The following is a 25017-nucleotide window of genomic DNA, read 5'->3' on the forward strand; positions in this document are numbered from 1 at the left end:
GCTTGCCGGTTCAGCCCGGGACGCGAAGCGCAGGCCTGCGGCGAGGCGCGGCATCCGATTGGCGGCGCACCAGCGTGTGGTCCACCACGATCCTGTGCGCGTTGATCTCGCTCTTGCGCTTGGTCCGCAGCAAAGTGACAAGCAATTCGACCGCGCGGCGGCTCATCTGCGCGATCGGCTGCCGGATGGTGGTCAGCTCCGGCCAGATCGTCGTAGCCAGTGCCACATCGTCGAAGCCGCAGACCGTGAGATCCCCCGGCACGTCCAGACCGCGCCGGTGCGCGATGGCGACAGTCGCGGCGGCCATGTCGTCGTTGCTGGCGAATATGGCGGATGGTGCATCGTCGAGCGAGAGCAGGACCTCGGCCGCATCCAGACCGGAACGATACGTGAAATACCCTTGCACCACGAGGTTCGGATCGAAGGGTATGGACGCTTCGGCCAGCGCCTCGCGATAGCCTTCCAGACGCTCACCGCTGGCAGAAAGGTCGGGATGGCCGAGGATGAACCCGATCTTCTGGTGGCCGAGGCCGATAAGGTGTGCCGTCATTTCACGCGCCGCGCTGCGGTCATCGATCATGATCGCAGCCACTCCCTCGTGCGGCTTGGCCGTAACAACGGCGACTGTCGGCATTCCGGCGTCTTCCAGCACCTTGAGCACTTCGGGCGTTTCGTTGAGCGGCGGCGGAAGGATCACGCCGTCGATCCCGCCCCCGACCATCTTTTCGGTCGCCAGGGCCAGATCTTCACCGTCTTCCACTTTTTGTACGATGATCTGCACGTCTGAGCGCCCCGCTTCTTCAAGGCTTCCGACGATGAATGCGCTCAGGAAGGCTTCGGACGGGTTCGAATAGAGCAGGCCCAGCCGGATCTGCGCAGCGCCGGCCAGACTGCGGGCCGCACGGTTTGGCGCGTAGTTGAGCTGCGCGATGGCGGCATTGACCGCGTCACGAGTCGACTGGCGGACCTTGGGCTCGGAATTGATGACACGCGATACCGTCATCATCGAGACACCCGCGAGCGCCGCGACATCGGCAATGGTCGGGGCCCCGGTTTGCCGGGATTTCGCAGGCCGGCGTTTGCGCTCACTATCGGACATGGGCGCACTCTAGCAGGACTTTCCAAATGGCAAAATGCCCTCGGTGGCAATTCCTTCTCACGATTTATGGTAGCGCAATCATTTCCGATCCCTTAGGGTTCAGCGCAAGGGAATGAAAGAGGATGCCATGAAGCGTTTTCGCCGCGTAATGCAGACTGCCATGCTGGCGTCCTGCGCCTCCATCGCCGTGGCCCAAAGCCAGGAACCGCCAACCACGCCCACGGCGGACGCCGTCCATCCCGAGCGATGGCCAGCCGCAAAGAGCCCCGGGCTCATCGCCCCGGAGACCGAGGCGCAGATTACCGCGATCATGGCGCGCATGAGCCTGCGCGAGAAAGTGGGGCAAATGATCCAGGCCGATACAGCGTCGATCAAGCCGGAGGATCTGCGCGAATACCCCCTCGGCTCGATCCTCGCTGGCGGCAATTCGCCGCCGCTCAATGCACCGGATCGTTCGCCGGCCTCCGCATGGGTTGCCACCGCGCGCGCATTCAATGCCGTCGCCACGCAGAAGCGTCCCGGCCACGAGCCGGTCCCGATCATGTTCGGCATCGACGCCGTGCATGGAAACAGCAATGTCGTGGGCGCAACCATCTTCCCGCACAACAGCGGCCTCGGCGCCATGCACGACCCTGCGCTGATGCGCGAGATCGGCCGGGCGACAGCCGCGGAAACAGCGGCATCCGGAATTGACTGGGCATTCGGCCCGACACTTGCCGTGCCGCAGGACGGCCGCTGGGGCCGTGCCTATGAAGGCTATTCCGAGGACCCCGCTGTGGTTGCAGCCTATGCCGGGCCGATGGTCGAAGGCCTGCAAGGCGAGCCCGGCTCGCAAACCACCGTGCAGGCCGGCCACGTAGCCGCCAGCGTCAAGCACTTCCTGGGCGACGGAGGCACATCGGACGGCATCGATCAGGGCGACACCAAGGTCGACGAGGATACGCTGATCCGCATCCACGATGCCGGATACCCTGCGGCCGTCGATGCCGGAACGATGACTGTCATGGCCTCGTTCTCGAGCTGGAATGGCGTGAAAATGCACGGCAACAAAGCGCTGCTTACCGATGTCCTCAAAGGGCGCATGGGCTTCGATGGCTTCATCGTCGGCGACTGGAACGGCCATGGCCAGATACCCGGCTGCACCAACACCGATTGTCCCGCGACCTTCAACGCGGGCCTCGACATGGCGATGGCCCCTGACAGCTGGAAAGGCCTGTTTAAATCGACACTCGCAGCCGCGCAATCGGGCAAAATCCCAATGGCGCGGATCGACGATGCCGTCCGCCGTATCCTGCGCGTGAAGATAAAGCTGGGGCTGTTCAACCCCGCCCGGCCTTACGAAGACAAGCCGCAGGAAATGGGGTCTGCGGCCCACCGGGCCATTGCCCGCCGGGCCGTCCGCGAAAGTCTGGTCCTGCTCAAGAATGAAGGTGTCCTGCCGATCAAGACAAGCGCCACAGTGCTGGTCGCGGGTGACGCGGCGGATGATATCGGCCGCCAATCCGGCGGCTGGACTCTCTCGTGGCAGGGCGATGGCAACACCAACGCCGATTTCCCGGGGGCAACCTCGATTTACACCGGCATAGCCGAAGCGCTCAAGGCCGGAGGCGGCAAGGCCGTGCTGTCTCCGGACGGCAGCTTCACCCAGAAGCCCGATGTCGCCGTGGTCGTCTTTGGCGAGGAGCCTTACGCGGAACTGCGCGGCGACGTCCGCACCCTCGAATTCCAGCCCGGCAACAAGAAGGCGCTGGCACTTCTCAAGAAATTGAAGGCTGCGGGCATTCCCACGGTCTCGGTATTCCTGTCGGGCCGCCCGCTCTGGGTCAATCCTGAGCTCAACCAGTCGGACGCCTTCGTCGCCGCGTGGTTCCCCGGTTCCGAAGGTGAAGGCATTGCCGACGTCCTGATCGGCGGCAAGACCGACTTTCACGGCACCCTGTCCTTCAGCTGGCCCAAAACCGCAGCCCAGTTCACCCTCAACAAGGGCATGCCGGGCTACGATCCGCTGTTTCCGCTGGGCTACGGCCTCACATATGCAAAAGGCGGCCAGGTCCCCAAGCTCGGCGAGGAAGCCGGCATCGATGCCAGCGATTCCAATACCAGCATGTTCATCGACAACGGGATCGTCGCCAAGCCCTTCCGCCTTGAAACCGCGCCCACCGTGCAGCACCGCCTTGTCGACAGTGCGGACCGGCAGGAAGCCGCGATCCAGTTCGCATTCGGCGGTTCGGGCACGGCGTCCATTCTCGGCCCCAACCTCAAGCTGGAGCGCGAATCCAACGCCGATATGAACGTGGAAGTCACGTACCGGCTTGATACCCCACCCAAGGCACCTGTCACTCTGGCGCTTGGTTCCGGTGCTGTCCGGATCGACGAAGTTCTGGCTCCCGAGGGGAAATGGGCCACCCTGCGCATTCCGCTCAAGTGCTTCGCCGGGCATGGCACTTATCTCGGCGGGATCAGCCGCCCCTTCACGCTGAGCGCCGAAGCGCCCTTCGCGATCACGATATCCGGCATGCAGCTCGCCACCGATCCGGCTGGCGCTGTGTGCCCCCAATAAGGAGACCGCTGGATGACCGAGCCCCGCTCTGCATCGCGCCGCGCGCTTCTCGGCGGGATTGCCGCCGCAGGGTTTGCCGCTGCACTTGCCCCGCGCAATGTGGCGGCAGGCCCCACCGCCATCGGCTATTCCGGCCCCTCCGTCCCGTTGTGGCCCGGCAAGCCCCCCGGCGCCCCCAGGGTTCTGCCGGTGCCGAGAGTCAGCCAGCAGAGCAAGGATGCCGCGTTCGACGACCGCTGGATGACCGGCGTCGCCGTGCCGTCGATCGAAGTTCGCCGCCCCGCGTACCGGGACGGTTCCGCTGTCATCCTGCTGCCCGGTGGCGGGTACGGCTTTCTGGCCTGGGATAACGAAGGCGAGGAACAGGCCCGCTGGCTCACCGCGCGCGGCATCACGTGCTTCATCCTTTCCTACCGGCTCCCCGGCGAAGGATGGGCCAGCCGCGCCACGGTCCCCCTGCAGGACGCGCAGCGCGCCATGCGCATCGTGCGCTCGCGCGCTGGTGAATTCGACATTGACCCCAAGCGAATAGCCGTTCTGGGCTTTTCCGCGGGCGGCCACCTTTCAGGCAGCATGGCGACGCGCTTCGATGAACAGGTCTATGCCCCTGTGGATGCCGCAGACTCGCTTTCCGCAAGACCGGATCTGGCAGGCATGATCTACCCAGTCGTAAGTCTCTGCGAACCATTCACGCATGGCGGATCGCGGGACAACCTGCTGGGGGAAGGCGCAAGCAAAGCCTTGCGCAAGGCCGGTTCAGTGGAAACGCGCGTGACAAAAGATACCCCGCCCGTGTTCCTTACCGCGTCGAGCGACGATGGCCTCGTCCCGATCGCCAACAGCCTTGCCATGTACAATGCCATGCTGGCGCAGCAGCGTCCGGCGGAATTCCATGGGTTCGACAAGGGCGGACACGGTTTCGGCGCGCGCTTGCCAAAGGATGTTCCCGCGCATGTCTGGCCAGACCTGTTCTACGCGTATGGCCAGCGGCACGGGATATTCACGGCGTGAGGCAGCTTGCCCTGCTCCTTCCCGCAGCCGCCCTGCTGATGGCGGCTGGCGCCCCCGCGCACTACCAGTCGAGCCCCGAACGGCGCACGGTCGCAGACAAGCGCGATTGGGGGCCCTGGGCCGGGCCGTTCCGGGACAAGCTTGTCCCCTCGATGATGCAGGATTTCGGCGAACGCTATCTCTATGCGCCGGCCAACGCCGCCCTCCCCCCACCGGCCAAAAGGGAAAAGCGGGTTGTTTTCATGGGCGATTCGATCACCGACTTGTGGAACCTTGCACGGTACTTTCCCGGAAAACCCTATATCAACCGGGGGATCGGCAGCCAGGTCACGGCGCAGATGCTGGTGCGCTTCGAACAGGATGTGGTGGCCCTGAAGCCGAGCGCCGTGGTCATTCTCGGCGGGGTCAACGACGTTTCTGGATTCCTTCAGATCGAAAGCACCGGCGGCATCGTTTCGAACATTGAGGCCATGGCCGATATCGCGGACCGCCATGGCATCAGGGTCGTGCTTTGCTCGATCCTCCCGGTCACCAACACGCCCAAGGCGGACTATGTCGTCAAAGAGCGCAAACCCGCCGAGCTGCGCGAAATCAACGCCAAGCTGGAAGCCTTGGCCCGGGCACGCGGCTATGCCTTCGCCAACTACGCACCTGCTCTTGCCGGAAGCGACGGCCTGATGCTTGCCGATCTCACACAGGACGGCGTTCATCCGCTTCCCGCGGGCTATGCCCGCATGGCGCCGATCGCGGAAGCGGCAATAGAGCAGGCCCTGAAGCCGCAGGATCATTGACCGGCAGGGTTCTCGAAACTCATGCAAAGAGCTGCCCGCTTTGCCGCACAACCAAGGGCTTGGAGACCGGGATTCTGCGGTAATGCGGCCTCCACCCGGCGTCATTTGACGAAGTAATGTTAGCGGTATAATTTTGATGTTGCGCCAGTCTTACAGCAATGTTAGGAGCGCACTCACAGGTGAACTGATCGCAATCGAATCAGAATAACACCTCAGCACAAAATAAAGTGATAGCGCTATCTATTTGTTGCCGCGCAATATCACTTGGGACAGGAGGGGACTGAACAGTGGCCGTATTCCATCAGCTTTGCAGCGGTTTTCCAGGCTTCAGGAGCCGTGAAATCCTGCGCGCCGGCGTTTCCGCAACTGCGCTCGCGGCTTGCGTTCTGCCCGCCGCAGCCTGGGCGCAGCAGGATGCGGCGGACTCGGCGTCGCAACCCAGCGACGAACAGCTCGAAACAGAGCATGCGATCATTGTCACCGGCATCCGCGCCTCCCTGCAGGGCGCCCGCGCCCGCAAGCGCGATGCCGAGCAGGTAATGGATTCGATCACCGCCCAGGACATTGGCGCGCTTCCTGACCGCTCCGTTTCCGAGGCCCTCCAGCGCGTGCCGGGCGTGACGCTCCAGCGCACCAGCGACAACCGTGACCCGGCGCGCCTGTCCGGCGAGGGCGGCGGCGTCTTCATTCGCGGCCTGTCCTTCGTTCGTTCGGAACTGAACGGGCGTGACGCGTTTTCGGCCGCGAACGGCCGTGCGCTTTCCTTCGAGGACATTTCGTCCGATCTCCTGTCCGGTGTCGACGTTTACAAGAACCCCTCGGCAGACATGGTCGAAGGCGGGATCGGCGGCACCATCAATCTGCGCACCCGCAAGCCCTTCGACGCCCCCGGTTTCGTTGCCGCCTTCTCAGGCGACATCAACTATGCGGACCTTCGCAAGAAGAGCTTCATTTCCGGCAACGCACTCGTCAGCGATCACTGGAACACTCCGCTCGGCGAAATCGGCGTCCTGGTGTCCTACTCGATCAGCAACATCGGCAACCGCACGGACTCGATCTCCACGGGCCGCTACGTGCCCACGACCGTCAGTGCGGATGACGCAGCCGCTTCCGGCGGATCGCTTGCCGCGGGCGATACCGTCTACATCCCCAATTCGATGGGCTACCGCCGCATAGATTGGTCGCAGAAGCGCACGGCTTTCGACGGTTCCATCCAGTGGCGCCCCTCCGACACACTGACGCTTACCGGCGAAGCCCTGATTTCCAAGGCGACCCCCCACGATCTTGAATACGCAATGGGCGACTGGTCGCAGCCGGAAACCTACAATCCCAGCTACGTCTATGGCTCGGCCGGTGAATTGATCTCGGGTGTCGCCGAGAACCGCCAGCTTAACATGGACACGCGCGCGGGCAGCCAGCACAAGAAGACGCAGGACTATTCGTTCAAGGCCGAATGGACCCCCGGCGATCACTGGACGATCTCGACCGATGTGCAATATGTGAAATCGGCCGCCACGGTTTACAGCATGACAGCCTTCACCGGTGTCAGCGTTCCGGCGACATTCGATTTCGACTATTCGGGCAGCCCCCCCCGGCTCAACATCTACCCGACCGACTCCTCCCAGAGTTTTGCGGACAAGAGCCTGAACTGGTGGGCGGCGGCAATGGATCACCTCGAAGACAACGAGGCCGATCAATGGGCCTGGCGCGGCGATGCCGAATACCGTTTCGACGACAGCTTCCTGAAGTCGATCAAGGTCGGCGGGCGCTGGACCGATAGCCACGCCATCACCCGACAGACCGGATACAACTGGAGCGTGCTTTCGGCCCAGTACTGGCTGCCTGGCAATGAAGTCTATCTCGATCAGGCGGCCCCGGGCGGCCCGTCCGATCTTCCGAACCAGACCCAATTCATGACTTATCCGGATTTCTTCCGGGGCAAGACGGCCAATCCGACATCCGGCCTGTGGTTCCCGTCCGGTTCGCTGGTCTCGCAGGGCACGGCCCATGCCTACGATTACCTGCAGGCGACGGAGACCAACGGCTGGGGCTGGACCCCGCTCAGCAGCGATTTCTCGCAAACGACCAGCGGCGGCGGCATCAACGACCAGACTCAGAAGACCTGGGCCGGATACGCCCTGGCCCGTTTCGGCCTCGACGAAAGTCCGATCGGGCGTTTCGACGGCAACATTGGCGTTCGTGTGGTGCACACGGAAGCCAAGGCGGTCGGCTCGGCGACAAGCGTCGGTACCGTCAGTGTAAATTGCGACCCGGCGACAACGGACTGCACGGATTACAATACGGCAGTGGCCTTTGTCGCGGGAGACCTTGGCAGTCAGGTCACCTACGGCAAGAACAGCTACACCGATGTCCTGCCGAGTCTGAACCTGCGCTATTTCGTCAACGACGATCTCCAGGTCCGTTTCGCTGTCTCGAAGTCGATCGCGCGGCCGAGCTTCACCCAGCTCAATCCGTACACGTCGCTTTCGTTCTCGTTCAATCCGGACGGCACGCCGAGCGGCACCGGCGTGGGAGGCCGCACCACGGCCTTCACCGGAACGGCGGGCAATCCCGACCTGAAGCCGACGCGCGCGACGAACTTCGACCTCAGCTTTGAGTACTACTACGGGCGCTCGAACAGCCTGACCCTCGGCCTGTTCTACAAGGACATCAAGGACTACATCTTCGCGGGCCTTGTCGAACAGGACTACACCAGCAACGGCCAGACGGTCACGTTCGACGTAACCCGCCAGACCAATGGTTCCCACGGCACCATCAAGGGCGCGGAACTGGCCTATACCCAGTTCTTCGATTTCCTGCCCGGCGCGCTGAGCGGGTTTGGCTTCAGCGGCAACGTGACTTATGTGGAATCCTCCGGCGGCAAGAATACCGCAGTCAACGTGTTCGACACCAATCAGACGACCAACGCCGGATTGGAGCTGCCGCTCGAAGGCCTCTCAAAGTGGTCCTACAACGTCGCCGGCATCTACGAGAAGTACGGCATTTCCGCCCGCGTCGCCTACAACTGGCGCTCCAGCTACCTGCTGACCACCTCTGCCGCCAACATCAACTATCCGGTCTGGGCCGATGCCTACGGACAGCTGGATGCCTCGGTGCTGGTTTCGGTGGGCGATCATTTCAAGATCGGTCTGCAAGGCACCAACCTGCTCACCTCGCGCACGTACCTGCGCGTCGGCGACCCTGATCTGAAGCCGCGCTACAGCTGGACCGAAACCGACCGGCGCGTGGCCATGGTCGTCCGCACCCTGTTCTGATAGCTCCTCCCAAGGTCCCCGCTCCGTTCGGAGCGGGGACCGATCAGATAATCGGGAGAGGCCAGATGGGCGGGCCAGACGGTCAGATCACACGCTTTGTTATTGCAGGTGGTGGCAGTGCGGGCTGGATTACCGCTGCGGTGCTTGCCCGTATTCTTCCAGGCACTGCCGCCAGCATCACGCTCGTCGAGTCCGAAGACATCGGCATTATCGGCGTCGGCGAGGCAACAGTCCCCTTGATCGGCCAGCTCAACGCCCTGCTTGGCATTCACGAACCCGATTTCGTCGCCGCCACCAATGGTACGTTCAAGCTCGGCATCGAGTTCGTGGACTGGGGCGAAAAGGGCAACCACCACTTCCACGGCTTTGGCGATTTCGGGGACAACATCGCCGGCCTGCCTCCTCATCAGTATTGGCTGAGATTGCAGGAGAAAGGGCCGATTGCCCCGCTCGGCGAATGGTCGATGCCCTGGGCGGCGGCCCGGCGCGACCGTTTTGCCCCGCCACAGGCGATGAAGGGGGAAGCGGCGCAATTCCGCCACGCCTATCATTTCGACGCCGCCCTCTATGCCGCGTACCTTCGCCGCATTGCCGAAGCCAGCGATGTAACCCGCGTTGAAGGCCGTATCCACGAGGCCGTGCGCGACAGGGAAACGGGCCTTGTCTCGCATCTGCTTCTCGATGGCGGCCGCAGCATCGAAGGCGACGTCTTCATCGACTGCACCGGCTTTGCATCGCTGCTGCTGGGGCAGGCCATGAACGTTCCGTTTCGCGACTGGAGCGCATGGCTGCCCTGCGACCGTGCAGCGGCCGTTCCTTCCAGCCGTTCGGGAAGACTGACGCCTTTTACCCGATCAACCGCTCGTTCTGCTGGCTGGCAATGGCGCATTCCCCTGCAGACCCGCACCGGCAACGGCCACGTCTACGCCAGCCGCTTCATTTCGGACGACGAAGCGGTGGCCCAGCTTCTGACGGGGATCGACGGCGAGCCACTTGCCGAACCCCGCTTGCTCCACTTCACGCCGGGCTGCCGCGAGCGGTTCTGGGAAGGCAACGTCATCGGCATCGGCCTTGCCGCCGGATTTCTCGAACCTTTGGAATCGACGGCGATCCAGCTCATCCAGACAGGTGTGCTGCGGATTCTCGACTTCCTTCCGAAAGCTCATCCAGACCCGGCCCTTGCAGCGGAATACAATCGCCAGACTGCGCTTGAATACGAGCGCATCCGCGATTTCATCATCGCTCACTATTGCCGTTCACGCCGGAACGAGCCGCTCTGGCGTGAAGTTGCCACAATGGATCTGCCGGATACGCTGGCCCACAAGCTGGCCGTATGGGATGCTTGCGGAAGCATTCCGCTGTATGACCTGGAATCGCATCAGGAACCAAGCTGGGTGTCGATCCTCGTCGGCCAGGGCGTGCTGCCGCATAGCCATAACCCGCGCATCCGAATGATCCCCGAAGAGCAGCTTCGACCGGTCATGGAGCAGCGCCGCCAGTTTCTTGCACAAGCCGCTGAACGCATGCCGATGCACGACTACTTCATATCGCGCACTTGCGCGGCCCCACAGGCAGCATGACCAGGCGCATTGACCGCGTCGTCATTGCCGGCGGCGGCAGTGCCGGATGGATGGCAGCGGCTGCACTTTCCCACACTTTGCGCGGAACGGGGATTGCAATCGATCTTGTCGAATCTGCGGAAATCGGCACTGTCGGCGTGGGTGAGGCCACGATTCCGCCGATCCGCATATTCAACCAGATGCTGGGGATCGACGAAGCGGAGTTCCTGCGCGCCACGCAAGGCACGTTCAAGCTCGGCATTGAATTCACGGGCTGGGGAGGAAACGAAAACCACTATTTCCATCCCTTCGGCAGGCACGGAGACGATTTCGGCCCTGTCCCGTTCCACCAGCAATGGCTTGCTGCAAAGGCTTCGGGCGACCGGACGCCGCTCGCTGCCTATTCGCTTGCCACCGAGGCTGCCAGGCAAGGCCGCTTCGCCCTGCCTCCCATGCAGGCGGGCCGCGCCACGGTATGGTCCACCTTCTCGCATGCCTATCATTTCGACGCGGGACTCTATGCCGCTTTCCTGCGCCAGCGCGCACAGGCACAAGGCGTCCGGCGGCATGAAGGGCGCATTGAAGGCATCATGCGCAATCCGCAAAATGGTCACGTCAGTGAACTCGTGCTCGCGGACGGGCGGCGGCTTGCCGGCGACCTCTTCCTCGATTGCACGGGGTTCCGCGCCCTGCTGATCGGCAAAGCGCTGAACACACCGTTCGAAGACTGGAGCCGCTGGCTGCCATGCGACCGGGCCCTGGCCGTGCCGAGCGCTTCGCTTGGTACACCCTCCCCCTACACGCGCTCGATCGCACGCAGCGCAGGCTGGCAATGGCGTATTCCCCTGCAGCACAGGACCGGTAATGGCCTTGTCTGGTGCAGTGCCTTTCTCGATGACGATCCTGCGCGCGAAGAATTGCTGTGCGATCTCGGTGCCCCAAGCCTTGATGAACCGCGAACCTTGCGCTTCCAGACAGGGCGCCGAAGCCAGCCGTGGGTGGACAATGTGGTGGCCATCGGCCTTGCCGCCGGCTTTTTGGAGCCCCTGGAATCAACCAGCCTTCACCTCATCCAGACGGGGATAATCCGCCTGCTTTCGTGGTTTCCCGGCAAGGATTTTGATCCGGGCTCCCGTTATGAGTACAATCGGCTGTCAGCTCGCGAATGGGAAGCAGTCCGTGACCTGCTGATCTTCCACTATGCTGCCAGCAAGCGGGAAGACACGCCATTCTGGCGCCATTGCAGCAAGATGCCGCTGCCAGACTCGCTCACAGCCCGGATCGATTTATTCCGTGCAACCGGCCGGGTCCTGGAGCGTGAAGGAGACGTTTTCGGGCGCGACAGCTGGCTGGCGGTCATGCTCGGGCAAGGCCTTGTCCCCACCGGACGCGACACCCTCGCCGATGCCGTATCGCCCCCGGACCGAATGAAGGTGCTGGCCGGAATGCGGGACGTCATTGCCCGGACAGCTGGCGCCATGCCTGCCCATTCCGCCGCTCTGAGCGGTTTGATCGGCCGAAGCGCGAACAATGGCTGACACCATAGGCGGCGAAGCAGCGGTTGGCCTGTACCCGCCGCCCCGGCTACCGAACTTTGCCAACAGGACCTAAGTCCTGGTCTCGCGCAAGAATGCCGTCCCCACATCGGTCGGAGCCACTGGCATCGACCGCTGTGAGCCCTAAAATAAACCTTCGCGCGCTATGCGCGGGTCGAAGGTGGAAAGTTGGCACGGCCCTATGCTGCATATCGCGTAGATTGAATGTCCGTTCACCACGCCTCTCGCACGCTCCACACCATACCCGCCGCCTAGCGCGCGTCCAGCTTCAGAGCGCTTTCATCGGCGGTCGCGGCGGCGAGCTGGGCGCGGGCGGCGGCGATGCGTGCGCGGGCCTCGATCAGCTTGACCGCCGCGTCGGTGGCGGCCTCCTCGCGGCTGTTGACCAGGAAGAAGTCGCTCGATCCCAGGTCGAAGCGGCGGCGTTCGGCCTGGGCGAGGCGTTCGGCAAGCGTGACTTGCCGGCGGCTGGTCTCGGCCAGTTCGCGCGCGGTATCGACCTCGATGCCGATACCGGCCACTTCGGCGCGGATCTTCTCGGCCAGATAGCGCTGCTTGACCGACAGTTCCTCAAGCTTGGCCCGGTTTTCGGCCAGCTTGCCTTCGGCCTTGCGGTTCTGCAGCGGCACCTTGAGCGTCACGCCGACAATCACTTCCAGCGCCGAACGGCTGTAGCCGCCCAAGCCTTCGGGCCCGACGTCCTTGGCGACTTCGCCCTTGAGGTCCAGCCTGGGGCGCATGTCGTTCTCGGCCAGCGCCAGCTTGACCGATGCCTTCTCGATCTCCTCAAGCAGGATGCCGAAATCGGGCCGGTCCTCGATCTCAAAGAAGGGATCGATGGCCATGCCGTCGAAGGCGCTTGCCAAGGACGGCAGGCGCGATGCATCGACCATGACCGGCAGGCCCTCGGCATCGCGGTAGTAGAGCGAGAGCTTGTTGGCCGCCGCGCGGAAGTCCTGCCGCGCCTGGACGACCAGCGCCTCGCGCTTGACCATGTTGGCTTCGTTCTCGGTCAGCAGGATTGCCGACTTGGCGCCCAGTTGCACCTGCCGGCGGATGCCTTTGCCGCGCTCGGCCGCGATGTCGTAAAGCGCCTGATAGGCCTGAAGCTTGAGGCCACTTTCCACCCATTTCTGGTAGGCCTCGGCCGCGCGGGCCTGCACGCCGATAGTGGTCGCCCGCGTCTCGAACCGGGCGATGTCGATATCGGTTCCGGCAAGCCGTGCATTCGAGCGCCGCGCGTCGATCATGCGGTCACGCAGCAGGGTGTAGAGCGCGCCGATCTTCACTTCGCCCAGCCGGTCGGTGTAGGCCTTGTCCTCGTAGAGCGGGAAATCGCCGCGCGAATTGCGGTACTGGCCGTAGAGGTAGCCGCCGTTGCCGGTGAAGGGGCGCTCCGCCTTGCCGGTGATTTCGGAGCCGTCGTAGTAGCCGGCGAGGCGGCTGCGGGCATCGACCGAGAAGACCGTGTCGAAGGCGCCCTGTGCGCTCAGCGCGCGTCCCTCGGCCTGTCGTACCCGCGCCAGCGCGGCAACGATTTCAGGCGCAGAGCGCGCAGAGGAGCGCAGGACTTCGTCGAGCGTGAGCGGCGAGGCCGACTGCTCGTCGACCGGGGTGAGCGCCGCGGCGGCCGCCGGGATGGGCTGGGCGGCAGCATGGCCGGCAAGGGCGGTCGAGACGCCGAGCAGCAGCGCAGGGATGGCCAGCAGGCGGCGCATGATCATTTCTTTTTCTCGATCGAGCTTTTCACCTCCTTCGCGGCCGTCGCCTCTTTCTCTCCGGCCGGATCGGCGACGCCGAAATTAAGCGGGAAATCGTTGAGCTGACGCCACAACTCGTACCAGACGGTGACGGTGTCTCCTTGTATCCAGCCGAGCACCTTGCTGCCTTGGCGCACGAAGCGGCGTTCCGGCCAGGCGGTCTTGTTCGGAGCCTGTTCGACGAGGACGCGGAACAGCCCGTCACTGCGCGGGGTGGGGTCTACCGACCGCACCCGGCCATCGTAAATGCCGACCGCAAAGCCCGGCCATCCGCTGAACTGGAATGCCGGGAAGCCTTCGAATTCAAGCCGCACCGGGCGGCCCGGCTCGACCAACGGAATGTCGCGCCCGTCGATATAGAGTTCGACCGCACGAGTAATGCGTTCTGGCGCGATCGTGGCCAGCACCGTTCCCGAGGAAATGAGGGCGCCGCCCGAGGCCGCATTGAGGTTCTGCACGCGGCCATCGCGCGGAGCCTTGACCACCTGCGCCGAGCTTTGCGCGAGCTTGATCTCGATCTGCTTCAGCTTGGCGCGCGCTTCGGCGAGCTTGGTATCGGCTTCGGCGACCTTGATCTGCGTCTGTTCGTAGTCGCGCCGGGCGGCGAGGCCCTCGGCATAGAGCTGGCCGGTGCGCCCTACGTCGATCGCGGCGGTGGCACGCGCCTGCTGGACCGCGGCGATCTGCGCTTCGACCTGGGCCTTTTCGCCGGCGAGGCGATCAAGGAAATCGGGATCGACATCGACCACGCGCACGATCGGATCGCCCGCGCGCACGTAGTCGCCGTCCTTGACGTAGAATTCGTCGACCCGCCCGCCCACGAGCGAGGAGACCTCGCGCGCCCGGTCCTGCGCGTTGAGCGTCGTCACTTGTCCGCCGCCCTGCGCGGTCTGCAGCCAGGGCACGAAAAGGATCGCGACGGCCAGGACGAAGCCCATGAGGACGAGCCAGGCGACCGTCGTCACCACGCGCGGCGGGCGAAGCCGTGACAGCGACGGGAAATGGTCCATCTGGGCGCAGTCGAGCGTCATGGCCGCGCCTCCCGTTCGGCGGCAAAGCGCAGGAATGCGTCCTTGTCGGTGAACCGGTGCTGCTCGCGCGCGCCGAGCCAGTACCAGGCATCGAGGTCGAGCGCTTCGGGGCGGCCGCTGCTGAGCAGGACAGTGGTGCCGTTCTGGCGCAGTTCGAAAAGCGTGGCATTGAGGACGCCGAGCGGCATCATGTCGAAGAGCTGCGACAGGACCAGCACCCGCGGGCTGCTGAGCAGGGCGTTGGCGAGCTTGAGCTGCATCATCTCGACGATCGAGAGCGGCGAACCCGAGCTTGCCAGCTGGGTGTCGAGCCCGTCGGGCAGGCTGGCGAGCCGGGCGAGCAGGCCGACCCGTTCGAGCGCCCGCATGATCGCCGCCCCGTCTCCGGCGCCTCCTTCGGCCAGCGTCAGGTATTCGCGCAAGGTGACATCGACGATGGTCGGGCGATTGAGCACCATGACCGCCGACCGCAGCAGGTACATGTCGAGACTGCCCAGTTCGCTGCCGCCGATCGAGACGATGCCGCCTCGGGGCGTGACGTGGCGCTTGAGCAGCAGCGCCAGCGTGCTCTCGACACCGGGCTCGGCGAGGATGACGGCCTGTTCGCCGCTGGCGATGGCGAAATCGAGGTGCGCTCCTTCGCAATCGACATCGCGAAAGCGCACCGATCCGTCGAGCGGGGCCTCGCCACGCCGGCCGGGCCGTTCCTGCGGGATAGCGAAGACCAACGAGAGCTCCTCGCTGCTCGCGACGAGATCGTAGAACGTGTCGAGATACCAGCCGAGCTGGTAGATGCCGTAGAACACGCTCGACAGGATCAGTTCCGCGGCGACCAGCTGGCCGATCGAGAGCTGCCCTGCGAGGATCAGGCTGCCACCCAGCGCGAGCAGGGCCGAGGCCGCGAAGGCGTAGACGAGAAAGTAGCCGAGCGTCTGAGCGAAGCTGTAGCGGAAGTAGCGGCGGTGGGCCTGGATGTAGTCCGCCGTGACGGCCTCGGAGCGGTCCATCGCGAAGTCGAGATGGCGGGCGGACTTGTAGAAGCCGTTCGACGCGCCGACGCTTTCCAGCCAGTGCGCGGCATCGTGCTTGGCGTGGCTGAGACCGACCGCGCCGGTCAGCGCGCCGTGACGCCAGATCAGCCAGATCGCAAGGCAGACCAGCACCAGCACCAGATTGAAGGCCAGGAAGAAGGGATGGTAGAAGCTGGTCACCACCAGCCCGACCGCGCCCTGCAGGATGATCGTGAAGGCGCCGATGACGAGGCTGGGGACCGACTTCTGGACGATGGCCATGTCGAAGTAGCGGTTGAACAGACTGCCGCGGCTCTCGTCGGCGAAGAAGGGGTTCTGGGCATGGACTGCGCGCACCGTGATCTCGGCCACGACGCGCGCGAAGATGCGCCGCTCGAAGATGGCGAGGAGATAGATCCGCAGCGCGCTGAGACCCGCGACCACCAGGAGCAGGACCAGCAGGACGCCCGAGAGGATCCACAGGGGCGCGAACAGCGCAGTTCGGGCGACCGAGTTGATGAGAAGTTGCACGGAGATCGGCGTTGCCAGCGACAGCAGGCTGATCGCGACGGTATAGACAATGCCGACGTTCACATAGCTTCTGTCGGGACCCACGATTTCCGCCAGCCATGTGGCAGCCTGCCGCAGGCCGATACGCTCATTTGCCAAATTCGCCCCCTGTCACGAACCGTTACTCCTCTCGGGAAAGAGGGCATCCCGTTATCCGAAAAGGCTATCTGGCGAGGGAACGTTGCTGACCTAGAAATGCTGCATTGCAATATATTGCTGCATGGCAACCCGCCCCTGCGGCTGGCGTGCGGGGAGGGCTCGAGAACGGGAGCAGGACGGTATGTGGCGCCGCCTCTTTCGGATGTGAACGAGGGCTTTGTTGCATGGCTGGCGGGGAATTTTGGCTTTTAATCCAGCCTGTTAAGGGACGGCGATGAGCGGGCTGGCCCCAGCACGCTATCGGACGACAAACTGGAAATCCTACAACGCGGCGTTGGCGAAACGGGGTTCACTTCAGATCTGGTTTGATCCCGGAATGCAGTGGCTGGCGCCACCCACCGGCAAGCGCGGGCGCCATCCCATCTTCTCGGATGCCGCGATCCAGACCTGCCTGACGCTGAAGGCGCTGTTCAAGCTGCCGTTGCGCCAAACCACCGGCATGGTCGCGAGCCTGCTGGAGATGGCCGGGCTCGATTGGCCAGTGCCGGACTTCAGCACGCTGAGCAGAAGGCAGATCTGTCTTCCAATAGCAGCCATCCGTTCATTAGTTAGGCTCAAGGTCGGGAAATCGGCCCAGGATCGCACTGGCGACACCGTTAGTCCAGCCAAACCCGTCCTGCAGGGCGTACTCACCGCCACCGCCGGGCAGCTGTTCTTCGACGTCGTACTTTTCCAGCATCCGGCCGGTCTCGCTATAAGTGCGCGCGACCGTGCCGATCCAGCGCGAGGCGATCGTTCGTGCGAGATCGCCCCGGTCATAGCGACCGAGCCCGGCAATGGCGATCCACTGCAGCGGCGCCCAGCCGTTGGGGGCATCCCACTGCTGACCCGTGCGATTTCCGGTGGTGCGCAGGCCGCCCGGCGCAAGCAGCTGCACTCTTGTCGTCTTTGCCACGGCCTGCGCCTGTTTGTCCGAGGCCATGCCTACGAACAGCGGATAGAGTGTGGCAGCAGACAGCGTTTCTGCAGGCGCCTGTTCGGCGACAAGCCAGTCCGCGTAGCGGCCCTCTGATGCGCTCCACAGGTAGCGGTCAACTGCAGCGTGGCGCTGAGCCGCGCGCGCCGTGAAATCACGCGCACAGACATCGTCTTTCGCGCGCTCGCAGCGTGCCGCTCGTGGATGCCGCAGCGACGTCCGACTGTTCGCCCCTCCCGAAGAGGGTTCATCAGGGCCTGATGAGTGCTCGTGAGAGATAAAACGACGGTGCTGGGGATGGCAATAGAACAATGAAAAATGTCGAAAATGTCATCGCACTGCCAGCCGTATCCACGAGCCCCAATTTCACTCTCGCGGAGCAGGTCGCGAAAGCATCGGAAGGTCACATAAAATGTCAGAACGAGAACCGCATTCAGACTGAAACATCATCGTGATTTCCCATCGCCATCATCAAATTTTCATTCCGATCGGCCGGCCAGCAATCAATATTGCGGGGAGGAAAGTTGAGTTCTGCGGGTTGTCTCGCCGGCTGCGGGCGGATACCATCGCCAAACACATGTGACAGGGCGCCAGCCGGCAATTCGCGCCTGCCATCACGTTTCAGGACGCATTTCGCGACACTGACCGCATATCCCGTCAACGGGCACAGGAGGCTATCATCGCTGTCGAGGCAAACAGCAATTTCGTCATTTCGAGTTCATTACGCTTCCCCATAGAAAGGCTGCGCTGACATGTGCGGCCTGGCTGGAGAAATCCGCTTCGATGGAGCGCTCGCCGATAGCAGCGCCGTCGCCCGCATGGCGGAAAAGCTTGCACCGCGCGGCCCGGACGGGGCCGGCGTCTATGCCCAGGGGCGGGTCGCACTTGCCCACCGGCGTCTCAAGATCATCGATCTTTCCGAACATGCCGCCCAACCCATGGTCGATCCGGACCTCGGTCTGTCGATCGTCTTCAATGGCTGCATCTACAATTACCCCGAGCTGCGCGAGGAACTGATCGCCAAGGGGTATCGCTTCTTCTCGCACGGCGACACGGAAGTGATCCTCAAGGCCTTCCACGCCTGGGGGGCTTCCTGCGTCGAGCGGCTGCACGGCATGTTCGCGTTCGCCATTGTGGAACGCGATAGCGGCGTCGTCACGATGGCGCGCGACCGTTTCGGGATCAAACCGCTTTATTATTCGCAGGTTGGCAAGCGGCTGCGCTTCGCCTCCACGCTCCCCGCGATCGTCGCGGCCGGCGATCTCGACACTTCGATCGACCGGGCCGCGCTGCACAATTACATGACCTTCCACGCGGTCGTGCCGCCGCCGCGCACTTTGCTCAACGGCGTCAGAAAGCTGCCCCCGGCAACGGTGCGCATCTACCAGCCGGATGGCAGCTTCGCGGACAAGCTCTACTGGAACCCGCCGCACGAGCGCCGCGCCGATGACGCCGGCCTCTCGCGCGAGGATTGGCGCGACCGGGTGCTGGAAGCCCTCAAGCTTGCGGTCAAGCGCCGCATGGTGGCCGATGTTCCGGTTGGGGTGCTGCTGTCGGGCGGTGTCGATTCGAGCGTGATCGTCGGCCTTCTGGCCGAGCAGGGCCAGACGGGCCTCATGACTTTCTCGATCGGTTTCGAGGAGGCCAACGGCGAGAAAGGCGACGAATTCGTCTATTCCGATCTCATCGCGCAGCATTTCGCGACCGACCACCACAAGATCTTCGTACCGTCATCGGAACTCATGGAGAACCTGCCGGGCACGATCGCAGCAATGTCGGAGCCCATGGTGAGCTATGACAACATCGGCTTCTACCTCCTGAGCCGCGAGGTCTCCAAGCACATCAAGGTCGTGCAGTCCGGCCAGGGCGCGGACGAGATCTTCGCTGGCTACCACTGGTATCCCAAGGTGGCGGGCGCGGACTCAGTGGTCGATGCCTATGCCGCCGCCTTCTTCGACCGGGACCATGCCACGCTCAGCCGCCAGCTTGCCCCCGAGTGGCTGGCCGATACTGATGCCAGCCGCGATCTCGTGGCCGCGCACCTCCTCGCGGCCGGGGCGGAGACGCCGGTCGATGCCGCGCTCCGGCTGGACAGTCAGGTCATGCTGGTCGACGATCCGGTGAAACGCGTCGACAACATGACGATGGCCTGGGGGCTGGAAGCGCGCGTGCCCTTCCTCGACCACGAGCTGGCCGAGCTGGCCGCGACGATCCCGCCCGAATTCAAGCTGCACGACGGCGGCAAGGGCGTGCTCAAGGACGCGGCCCGGCTCGTCGTCCCGCACGCGGTGATCGACCGCAAGAAGGGCTACTTCCCGGTCCCGCAGCTCAAGTACATCTCCGGCCCTTACCTCGATCTGGTGCGCGACGCGCTCTCCAGCCAGGCGGCCCGCGAGCGCGGGCTGTTCCGCCAGGAATGGCTCGACAGGCTCTACGCCGATCCGACCAGCCACATCACGCCGCTGCAGGGCTCCGAGCTCTGGCAGGCCGGGCTTGTCGAGATGTGGCTGCAGACGCAGGGGATCGGTTCGTGATGCACGACCATGCCGTACTGCCGCACCGGGCGGCGACCGAAAACGCCGTGGCCGAATGCGGCTGGGGCCGCATCATCTTCGGCAACAGCTTTGCCGAAGTATCCGACTTCGCCGAGGCTCTGCGCGAGGAACAGGCCAACTGCCGCGACATCGCGATCTACGTCACCAATCCGCACGTTCTGCTGGCGACCGCGCCGCAGGAGCTCTTCCTCGATCCCTCGCACACGTTCCGCCTCATGCGAACGGATTATGAGGCGCAACCGCTGCCTTCCGGCATGGCGATCCGCACCATCCAGCCGGGCAGCGATGTGGAGGCCATCAACCGGATCTTCGCGTCCCGCAACATGGTGGTAATCCGCCCCGAGTTCTTCGACGACGATCTGGAGACGCGCGGGCTGCATTGGCTGGTCGCGGAAGACCCGCAGACCGGCGACATCCTCGGTACGGTCATGGGGGTCGACCACACCTTGTACCTTGGTAAGGACGATGGCGGCAGTTCGCTGTGGTGCCTTGCCGTGGATCCCCAGGCGCGGCAGGCGGGGATCGGCAAGGCGCTGACGCGAACCCTGGCCGAGCGCTTCTGGGATCTCGGGCGCGAATACATGGACCTCACTGTCATGCATGACAACGAGGCGGCCATTTCGCTGTACGAGAAGCTGGGTTTCCACCGAATCCAGAGCTTCACGGTCAAGCGCAAGAACACTTTCAATGAAAAGCTGTTCACCGGGCCAGAACAGGGCGCCGAGCTCAATCCCTACGCGCGCATCATTGTCGACGAAGCCCGGCGGCGCGGCATTCATGTCGAGATCATCGACGCCGAAGGCGGCCTCTTTCGCCTGTCACTGGGCGGGCGCATGGTGGTGTGCCGCGAGAGCCTGTCCGAATTCACCAGCGCCGTCGCCATGTCGATCTGCGACAACAAGGAGATCTCGCGCCGCGTGGTCGCCGAAGCCGGAGTCAAAGTGCCCGACCAGGTCGGTTGGGACGGCACGCGCGAGCAGATCGAGGATTTCCTCGCGCGGAACGGCTCCGTGGTGGTCAAGCCCGTGCGCGGCGAACAGGGCACCGGAATTTCGGTCGATCTCAGAACCGTCGAGGAAATCGAAACTGCCATCGCCACGGCGCAACGCATGTCGAGCGCCGTGCTGCTGGAGCAGTATTTCGAGGGGCAGGACCTGCGGCTGGTGGTCATCAATTACCGCCTCGTCGCGGCCGCCATTCGCAAGCCGGCTGCCGTGACGGGCGATGGGTCGAGCACCATCGCCGAACTGATCGCCGCACAGAGCCGGCGGCGCATAGCCGCGACCGGCGGAGAATCGCGCATCCCCGTCGATGCCGAAACGACGCGGATCGTGCGGGCGGCAGGTTATGACATGGACGCAATCCTGCCCGAAGGCCAGGAACTGCCGGTGCGCAAGACGGCCAACCTGCACACCGGCGGCACCATCCACGACGTGACCGATGCCGTGCACCCGGAACTCGTCCAGGCCGCGATCGCGGTGGCCAAGGCCATCGACATTCCGGTCGTCGGCGTGGACTTCATGGTCCGTTCCCCGAGCTTTTCCGACTATGTTTTCATCGAGGCGAACGAGCGCCCGGGACTTGCTAACCACGAGCCGCAGCCAACCGCCCAGCGGTTCGTCGATCTCCTCTTTCCCCTGTCCCTCCCGGCCGAAGCGCGATCCCAGCGCATCGCGCGCAAATCAAGCGAGCAGAAGACTTGAGCCGCCTTGCCATTGATACCGACTACCTCGTCGCCACCCTTTCCAGACTGCTGAAGACCCCCAGTCCCAGCGGTTATACCGACAATGTCGTAAGGCTGGTCACTACTGAACTCGCGGATATGGGCATCGATGCCGAACTGACCCGCCGCGGCGCGATCCGGGCGGTCCGGCGCGGTGCCGATCCGCGCGGCGCCCGGGCCATCGTCAGCCACCTCGATACGCTGGGGGCGCAGGTCAAGAACCTCAAGGACAACGGGCGGCTGGAGATCGTGCCGATCGGCCACTGGTCTTCCCGCTTCGCCGAGGGCGCACGCTGCACCATCTTCACCGAGAAAGGCACCTATCGCGGCTCGATCCTGCCGCTGAAGGCCTCGGGCCATACCTTCAACAAGGAAATCGACAGCCAGCCGGTAAGCTGGGACAATGTCGAAGTCCGCGTCGATGCCTATGCCCGCGGCAAGGTCGGGCTCGCCAAGCTCGGCATCGACATCGGCGACATCATCGCCATCGATCCCCAGACCGAGATCCTCGACAATGGTTACATCGTCTCGCGCCATCTCGACGACAAGGCCGGTGTTGCCATCATGCTGGCGGCCATCCGGGCGTTGCAGACCGAGGAAGCCGAGACGCCGGTGGACATCCACTTCCTCTTCACCATCGCCGAGGAAGTGGGGGTGGGAGCCAGTTCGGTTCTGCAACCGCAGGTCGCCTCGATGGTTGCGATCGACAACGGCACAACCGCACCGGGTCAGAATTCAGACGAGTTCGGCGTCACGATCGCCATGGCCGACCAGACCGGCCCTTTCGATTATCACCTCACCAAGAAACTGGCCCATCTCTGCCGCGACGAGGACATCCGCTACCAGAAGGATGTCTTCCGGTATTACCGCTCGGATTCCGCCAGTGCCGTGGAAGCCGGCGCGGACGTGCGGACCGCGCTGATCACCTTCGGCATCGATGCCAGTCACGGCTACGAGCGCATCCACCTCCACGCGCTGCGCTCGGTGGCGGAACTGGTCACGGCCTACGTGACCAGCCCGGTGATGATCGAGCGCGACCTCGACCAGATCAGCGATGTACGCGGCTTCACCAAGCTGCCGAGCCGCAAGGCCAAGCAGAATCTGTCAGCCGACATCAAGGTGAGCGACACGAAGACGGATCCGAACTGAGCTGCCAAGTTTGCTGCTCCGCCTTCGTTTCGGAAAGTCGGCCCTATCTCGGGGCAACGCAGATGTGAGCAATTCCACGGCAAAGGCGCTCACCTGAGACCGGCGTGTCATTCGGAATCCCACTTGTCGGTTCTGTCCCGCATACCGATCAATCCGCGGCCTTAAAGCAACGAACCTGAGCGAACGGCAGCTTTGCTGCTGACCTCGAAGCTGGCCGTTAATTCAACAAGCTGACACGCGAACGTCTGCTTGCCCAGCCAACCACAGCAGCTAAGTAGGTGGCATGACTGCCTCCGACCTCGAACAGATGCTTATTGCACGCCTTATCCGAGAGAAAGGCGGGACATCGCAGACATGGCAGCGAGCCCTTGGCAAGGTGATCGTGCGTGACGCGGAGACACATGCCCATTGTAATTGGGATGTCAGACTAAGCGGCACCGATGCGCAGCGTGCCGCGATCGAGATGCTTCTGGACGATATACGGCTTGAACATTCGATCGTCGCAGCCGGGTGAGCGACCAAAGGCTCGAAGCACATGAGAAGCGGTCGCGCAGAACCTCATCCGGTCACCCCGGAAGCGGCCCTCCGTTCACCGAGTTGTGGGCGACCGCGAATGACCGACATTGGGACATTCGCGACTGTCGGCTTCGGAGCATCGTAATGTTGATTCCGGACGCCATGCAGAAGCAAGTTTACCGTCCAATAGGGCCGACTTCGCTGACACTCTCTTGTCTCGGAGTCTCGGCAAATTCGCGACGGATCGGCGGACCTGCTATTTCCGGGGACCAGCACGATCCAGACCAGGCTTCGCTACATGCTCTTCGTCCCTTGAGGCTACCGCGTGGCGCAGCGCTGCGGAGGCAAGCCAGGAAGAGCGTATCATCGAAGCTCGCAATCTGGAATTCGATCTGAGCGAGGCGTTGGCTGAAGACGGCGAACGTGAGGCCATGATCGGCCGCCTGAAGGTTTAACGAACCCAAAGATGGACGTCGGCGCTCGTGCGACGAAGTAATCGCCAACGTCAAGTTGCCCCGCTAGACCCGTCAATTCCGTCGATTGCATTTCTGCACGACAGCTCCGTCCCGTCCCACTTGTTACCACTGGATGAAAGCCGGGCCTCACGTCATGGTCTTGCGATAATCGCGCGGTGACAGGTTGGTCCAGCGGCGAAAGGCGGACCGAAAGCCATCTGTGTGCCGAAAGCCGGTTTTGGCTGCGACGGTTTCGATCGAATGCCCCCCGCGAGATATCATTTCCAGCGCCACATCGCGCCGTGCCGCGTCCTTCAGCGCACGAATGGAGATATTTTCCTGCTTCAGCCTACGCCGCAGGGTACTGGGGGCAAGGCCGCACAAGGGGGCCAGCCTGGCGATGGATGGAAGGCCGTTGCCCCGCGCCATGGACTGGGCGTAGAGGCCTCGAAGCCGGTCGGAAAGACTGAGTTCCATCGGTCTGATAGCCATGAAATCAAAAGGAAACTCCTGCAATAGAAGGTCCAGTTCCACAGGCGTCCGGACAACCGGCAGATTCATAAAACTTTCGGGGAAGCTGACTGTGTTGACCCGCTGGCCAAGCACCAGATCGCCCGCGAAGAAATCATAGACAGGCTCTTCGTCAAAGCGAAGATCATAGGCCAACCCGACCTGGAAGGCGTAACCGCCCAATCCGATCAGCCAGGCGAAGAAGCGGGTGAATATCGACATCCCCGCAAGATCGGAAAGAAACGCGCCGAAGCTTTTCCTTCTGCGGAGCGTATCAATGCTGAGCGTTGCCACTCCTTTATCGATGTCCAGCGCAAGAGTGGACAGCCGGTCGCTGCGGGTTCGGTAGAACATGATCAGGCGCTCCATCACCTCGGCAAAGGTGGGCGCCGTTATCACGCAATAGCATAGCAGCCGGAATTCATCCGGATGCATCTGGGGTTTGTTGTCCAGGCGGCTGGAGTGCCAGCCGATAGTGACGATGCACTCCCGATAGATGGCCGCCATCTGTTCACGCGATACGGTCTGGACGTGGCCAGCGTCAAAATCAGCCCAGCTATGGGGAATGTTCGCCTTGATCAGGATCTCGGCCGGATCGCCGCCAACCCGTGCCGCCTTGTCAAGCAGGTTGAGAACGTCATCTCCGGAAATGGGCGGGACGGTAGCGTTGGCATCCATGGCATCGATCGTCTGGTGAGCACTTTTCGTGGTATATTTGAACAAATTTTCGGTGTTCAGTCCAGTGTCCGCGGGCGTATCCGGCTTGCCTGCTCAACGGATGTTTTGCGGGATGAGGATTGTGAAAAAATGAG

At 63.4% G+C, this 25017-nt stretch carries 18 protein-coding genes and 1 pseudogene; 12 read left to right on the top strand and 7 right to left on the bottom strand.

Annotated elements, in window-relative coordinates; all coding sequences use genetic code 11:
- Positions 1-10 precede the first annotated feature (10 nt).
- A complete protein-coding gene (locus tag NN5_RS02925; RefSeq protein ID WP_067732561.1) occupies positions 11-1099 on the bottom strand; it encodes a LacI family DNA-binding transcriptional regulator in 1089 nt (362 codons plus the stop codon).
- A gap of 127 nt (positions 1100-1226) precedes the next feature.
- Here NN5_RS02925 and NN5_RS02930 point away from each other — a divergent pair, with 127 nt between their 5' ends.
- The 6 genes from NN5_RS02930 (at position 1227) to NN5_RS02955 (ending at position 11833) form a co-directional block, all read left to right on the top strand.
- Complete coding sequence (locus NN5_RS02930) at positions 1227-3659, top strand: glycoside hydrolase family 3 protein (RefSeq protein ID WP_067732562.1); 2433 nt, start codon at positions 1227-1229, stop codon at positions 3657-3659.
- A 12-nt stretch (positions 3660-3671) separates the two neighbouring features.
- Complete coding sequence (locus NN5_RS02935; RefSeq protein WP_067732563.1) at positions 3672-4670, top strand: alpha/beta hydrolase; 999 nt, start codon at positions 3672-3674, stop codon at positions 4668-4670.
- Positions 4667-5461, top strand: a complete 795-nt coding sequence (locus NN5_RS02940) for a GDSL-type esterase/lipase family protein (protein WP_245656183.1) — start codon at positions 4667-4669, stop codon at positions 5459-5461. The genes NN5_RS02935 and NN5_RS02940 overlap by 4 nt, the downstream gene beginning before the upstream one ends.
- A gap of 287 nt (positions 5462-5748) precedes the next feature.
- Positions 5749-8736 carry a TonB-dependent receptor gene (locus NN5_RS02945; RefSeq protein ID WP_245656184.1) on the top strand — a complete coding sequence of 996 codons (2988 nt, stop codon included), beginning with the start codon at positions 5749-5751 and terminating at the stop codon, positions 8734-8736.
- 65 nt (positions 8737-8801) lie between these two features.
- Positions 8802-10316: a tryptophan halogenase family protein gene (locus tag NN5_RS02950; RefSeq protein WP_067732564.1), complete on the top strand. Its 1515-nt coding sequence runs from the start codon at positions 8802-8804 to the stop codon at positions 10314-10316.
- A complete protein-coding gene (locus tag NN5_RS02955) occupies positions 10313-11833 on the top strand; it encodes a tryptophan halogenase family protein (RefSeq protein ID WP_067732565.1) in 1521 nt (506 codons plus the stop codon). Before NN5_RS02950 ends, NN5_RS02955 begins: the two co-directional genes overlap by 4 nt.
- Before the next feature lie 269 nt (positions 11834-12102).
- Here NN5_RS02955 and NN5_RS02960 read toward each other — a convergent pair whose 3' ends face one another.
- The 3 genes from NN5_RS02960 to NN5_RS02970 are packed head-to-tail and all read right to left on the bottom strand — an operon-like array spanning position 12103 to position 16321.
- Positions 12103-13575, bottom strand: coding sequence for a TolC family protein (locus NN5_RS02960; RefSeq protein ID WP_245656186.1), 1473 nt, complete (start codon positions 13573-13575; stop codon positions 12103-12105).
- Positions 13572-14642: an HlyD family secretion protein gene (locus tag NN5_RS02965; protein ID WP_067732566.1), complete on the bottom strand. Its 1071-nt coding sequence runs from the start codon at positions 14640-14642 to the stop codon at positions 13572-13574. The genes NN5_RS02960 and NN5_RS02965 overlap by 4 nt, the downstream gene beginning before the upstream one ends.
- The gene (locus NN5_RS02970) at positions 14639-16321 is read right to left on the bottom strand and encodes an ATP-binding cassette domain-containing protein (RefSeq protein ID WP_067732567.1); all 1683 of its coding nucleotides are present in this window, start codon (positions 16319-16321) and stop codon (positions 14639-14641) included. Before NN5_RS02970 ends, NN5_RS02965 begins: the two co-directional genes overlap by 4 nt.
- 274 nt (positions 16322-16595) lie before the next feature.
- On the opposite strand from NN5_RS02970, the pseudogene NN5_RS24925 reads away from it, so the two are divergent.
- Positions 16596-16910 (top strand): annotated as a pseudogene (locus tag NN5_RS24925) (transposase); the annotation flags it as partial.
- 15 nt (positions 16911-16925) lie between these two features.
- On the opposite strand, the gene NN5_RS02980 reads toward NN5_RS24925, so the two are convergent.
- Entirely contained in the window at positions 16926-17609 is a 684-nt protein-coding gene (locus NN5_RS02980) for a trehalase family glycosidase (RefSeq protein ID WP_084384701.1), read from the bottom strand.
- Positions 17610-17730: 121 nt separating this feature from the next.
- Positions 17731-17958, bottom strand: a complete 228-nt coding sequence (locus tag NN5_RS25590; RefSeq protein ID WP_157080977.1) for a hypothetical protein — start codon at positions 17956-17958, stop codon at positions 17731-17733.
- 91 nt (positions 17959-18049) lie between these two features.
- On the opposite strand from NN5_RS25590, the gene NN5_RS02985 reads away from it, so the two are divergent.
- From NN5_RS02985 to NN5_RS26745, 5 genes are all read left to right on the top strand, one after another.
- On the top strand, positions 18050-19831 hold the full coding sequence (locus NN5_RS02985) for an N-acetylglutaminylglutamine amidotransferase (RefSeq protein WP_067732569.1): 1782 nt from the start codon (positions 18050-18052) through the stop codon (positions 19829-19831).
- On the top strand, positions 19831-21555 hold the full coding sequence (gene ngg / locus NN5_RS02990; protein ID WP_067732570.1) for an N-acetylglutaminylglutamine synthetase: 1725 nt from the start codon (positions 19831-19833) through the stop codon (positions 21553-21555). The genes NN5_RS02985 and ngg overlap by 1 nt, the downstream gene beginning before the upstream one ends.
- Positions 21552-22724: an osmoprotectant NAGGN system M42 family peptidase gene (locus tag NN5_RS02995; protein WP_067732571.1), complete on the top strand. Its 1173-nt coding sequence runs from the start codon at positions 21552-21554 to the stop codon at positions 22722-22724. Before ngg ends, NN5_RS02995 begins: the two co-directional genes overlap by 4 nt.
- A 283-nt stretch (positions 22725-23007) precedes the next feature.
- On the top strand, positions 23008-23238 hold the full coding sequence (locus tag NN5_RS03000; RefSeq protein ID WP_067732572.1) for a hypothetical protein: 231 nt from the start codon (positions 23008-23010) through the stop codon (positions 23236-23238).
- Between the two features lie 255 nt (positions 23239-23493).
- Positions 23494-23556, top strand: coding sequence for a DUF6361 family protein (locus NN5_RS26745; protein WP_245656190.1), 63 nt, complete (start codon positions 23494-23496; stop codon positions 23554-23556).
- Between the two features lie 286 nt (positions 23557-23842).
- On the opposite strand, the gene NN5_RS03005 is transcribed toward NN5_RS26745, so the two are convergent.
- Complete coding sequence (locus NN5_RS03005; RefSeq protein WP_217998563.1) at positions 23843-24883, bottom strand: helix-turn-helix transcriptional regulator; 1041 nt, start codon at positions 24881-24883, stop codon at positions 23843-23845.
- Positions 24884-25017 lie beyond the last annotated feature (134 nt).

Origin of the sequence: Novosphingobium naphthalenivorans NBRC 102051 (assembly GCF_001590985.1) — a bacterium.
GTDB classification, from domain to species: domain Bacteria; phylum Pseudomonadota; class Alphaproteobacteria; order Sphingomonadales; family Sphingomonadaceae; genus Novosphingobium; species Novosphingobium naphthalenivorans.

Bases quoted from the DNA above. Each gene is read 5' to 3' on its own strand.
- NN5_RS03000 (WP_067732572.1), top strand. From the start codon at position 23,008: ATGACTGCCTCCGACCTCGAACAGATGCTTATTGCACGCCTTATCCGA.
- NN5_RS02985 (WP_067732569.1), top strand. From the start codon at position 18,050: ATGTGCGGCCTGGCTGGAGAAATCCGCTTCGATGGAGCGCTCGCCGAT.
- ngg (WP_067732570.1), top strand. From the start codon at position 19,831: ATGCACGACCATGCCGTACTGCCGCACCGGGCGGCGACCGAAAACGCC.
- NN5_RS02960 (WP_245656186.1), bottom strand. From the start codon at position 13,575: ATGATCATGCGCCGCCTGCTGGCCATCCCTGCGCTGCTGCTCGGCGTC.
- NN5_RS02950 (WP_067732564.1), top strand. From the start codon at position 8,802: ATGGGCGGGCCAGACGGTCAGATCACACGCTTTGTTATTGCAGGTGGT.
- NN5_RS02925 (WP_067732561.1), bottom strand. From the start codon at position 1,099: ATGTCCGATAGTGAGCGCAAACGCCGGCCTGCGAAATCCCGGCAAACC.
- NN5_RS02965 (WP_067732566.1), bottom strand. From the start codon at position 14,642: ATGACGCTCGACTGCGCCCAGATGGACCATTTCCCGTCGCTGTCACGG.
- NN5_RS02955 (WP_067732565.1), top strand. From the start codon at position 10,313: ATGACCAGGCGCATTGACCGCGTCGTCATTGCCGGCGGCGGCAGTGCC.
- NN5_RS03005 (WP_217998563.1), bottom strand. From the start codon at position 24,883: ATGGATGCCAACGCTACCGTCCCGCCCATTTCCGGAGATGACGTTCTC.
- NN5_RS02930 (WP_067732562.1), top strand. From the start codon at position 1,227: ATGAAGCGTTTTCGCCGCGTAATGCAGACTGCCATGCTGGCGTCCTGC.
- NN5_RS02935 (WP_067732563.1), top strand. From the start codon at position 3,672: ATGACCGAGCCCCGCTCTGCATCGCGCCGCGCGCTTCTCGGCGGGATT.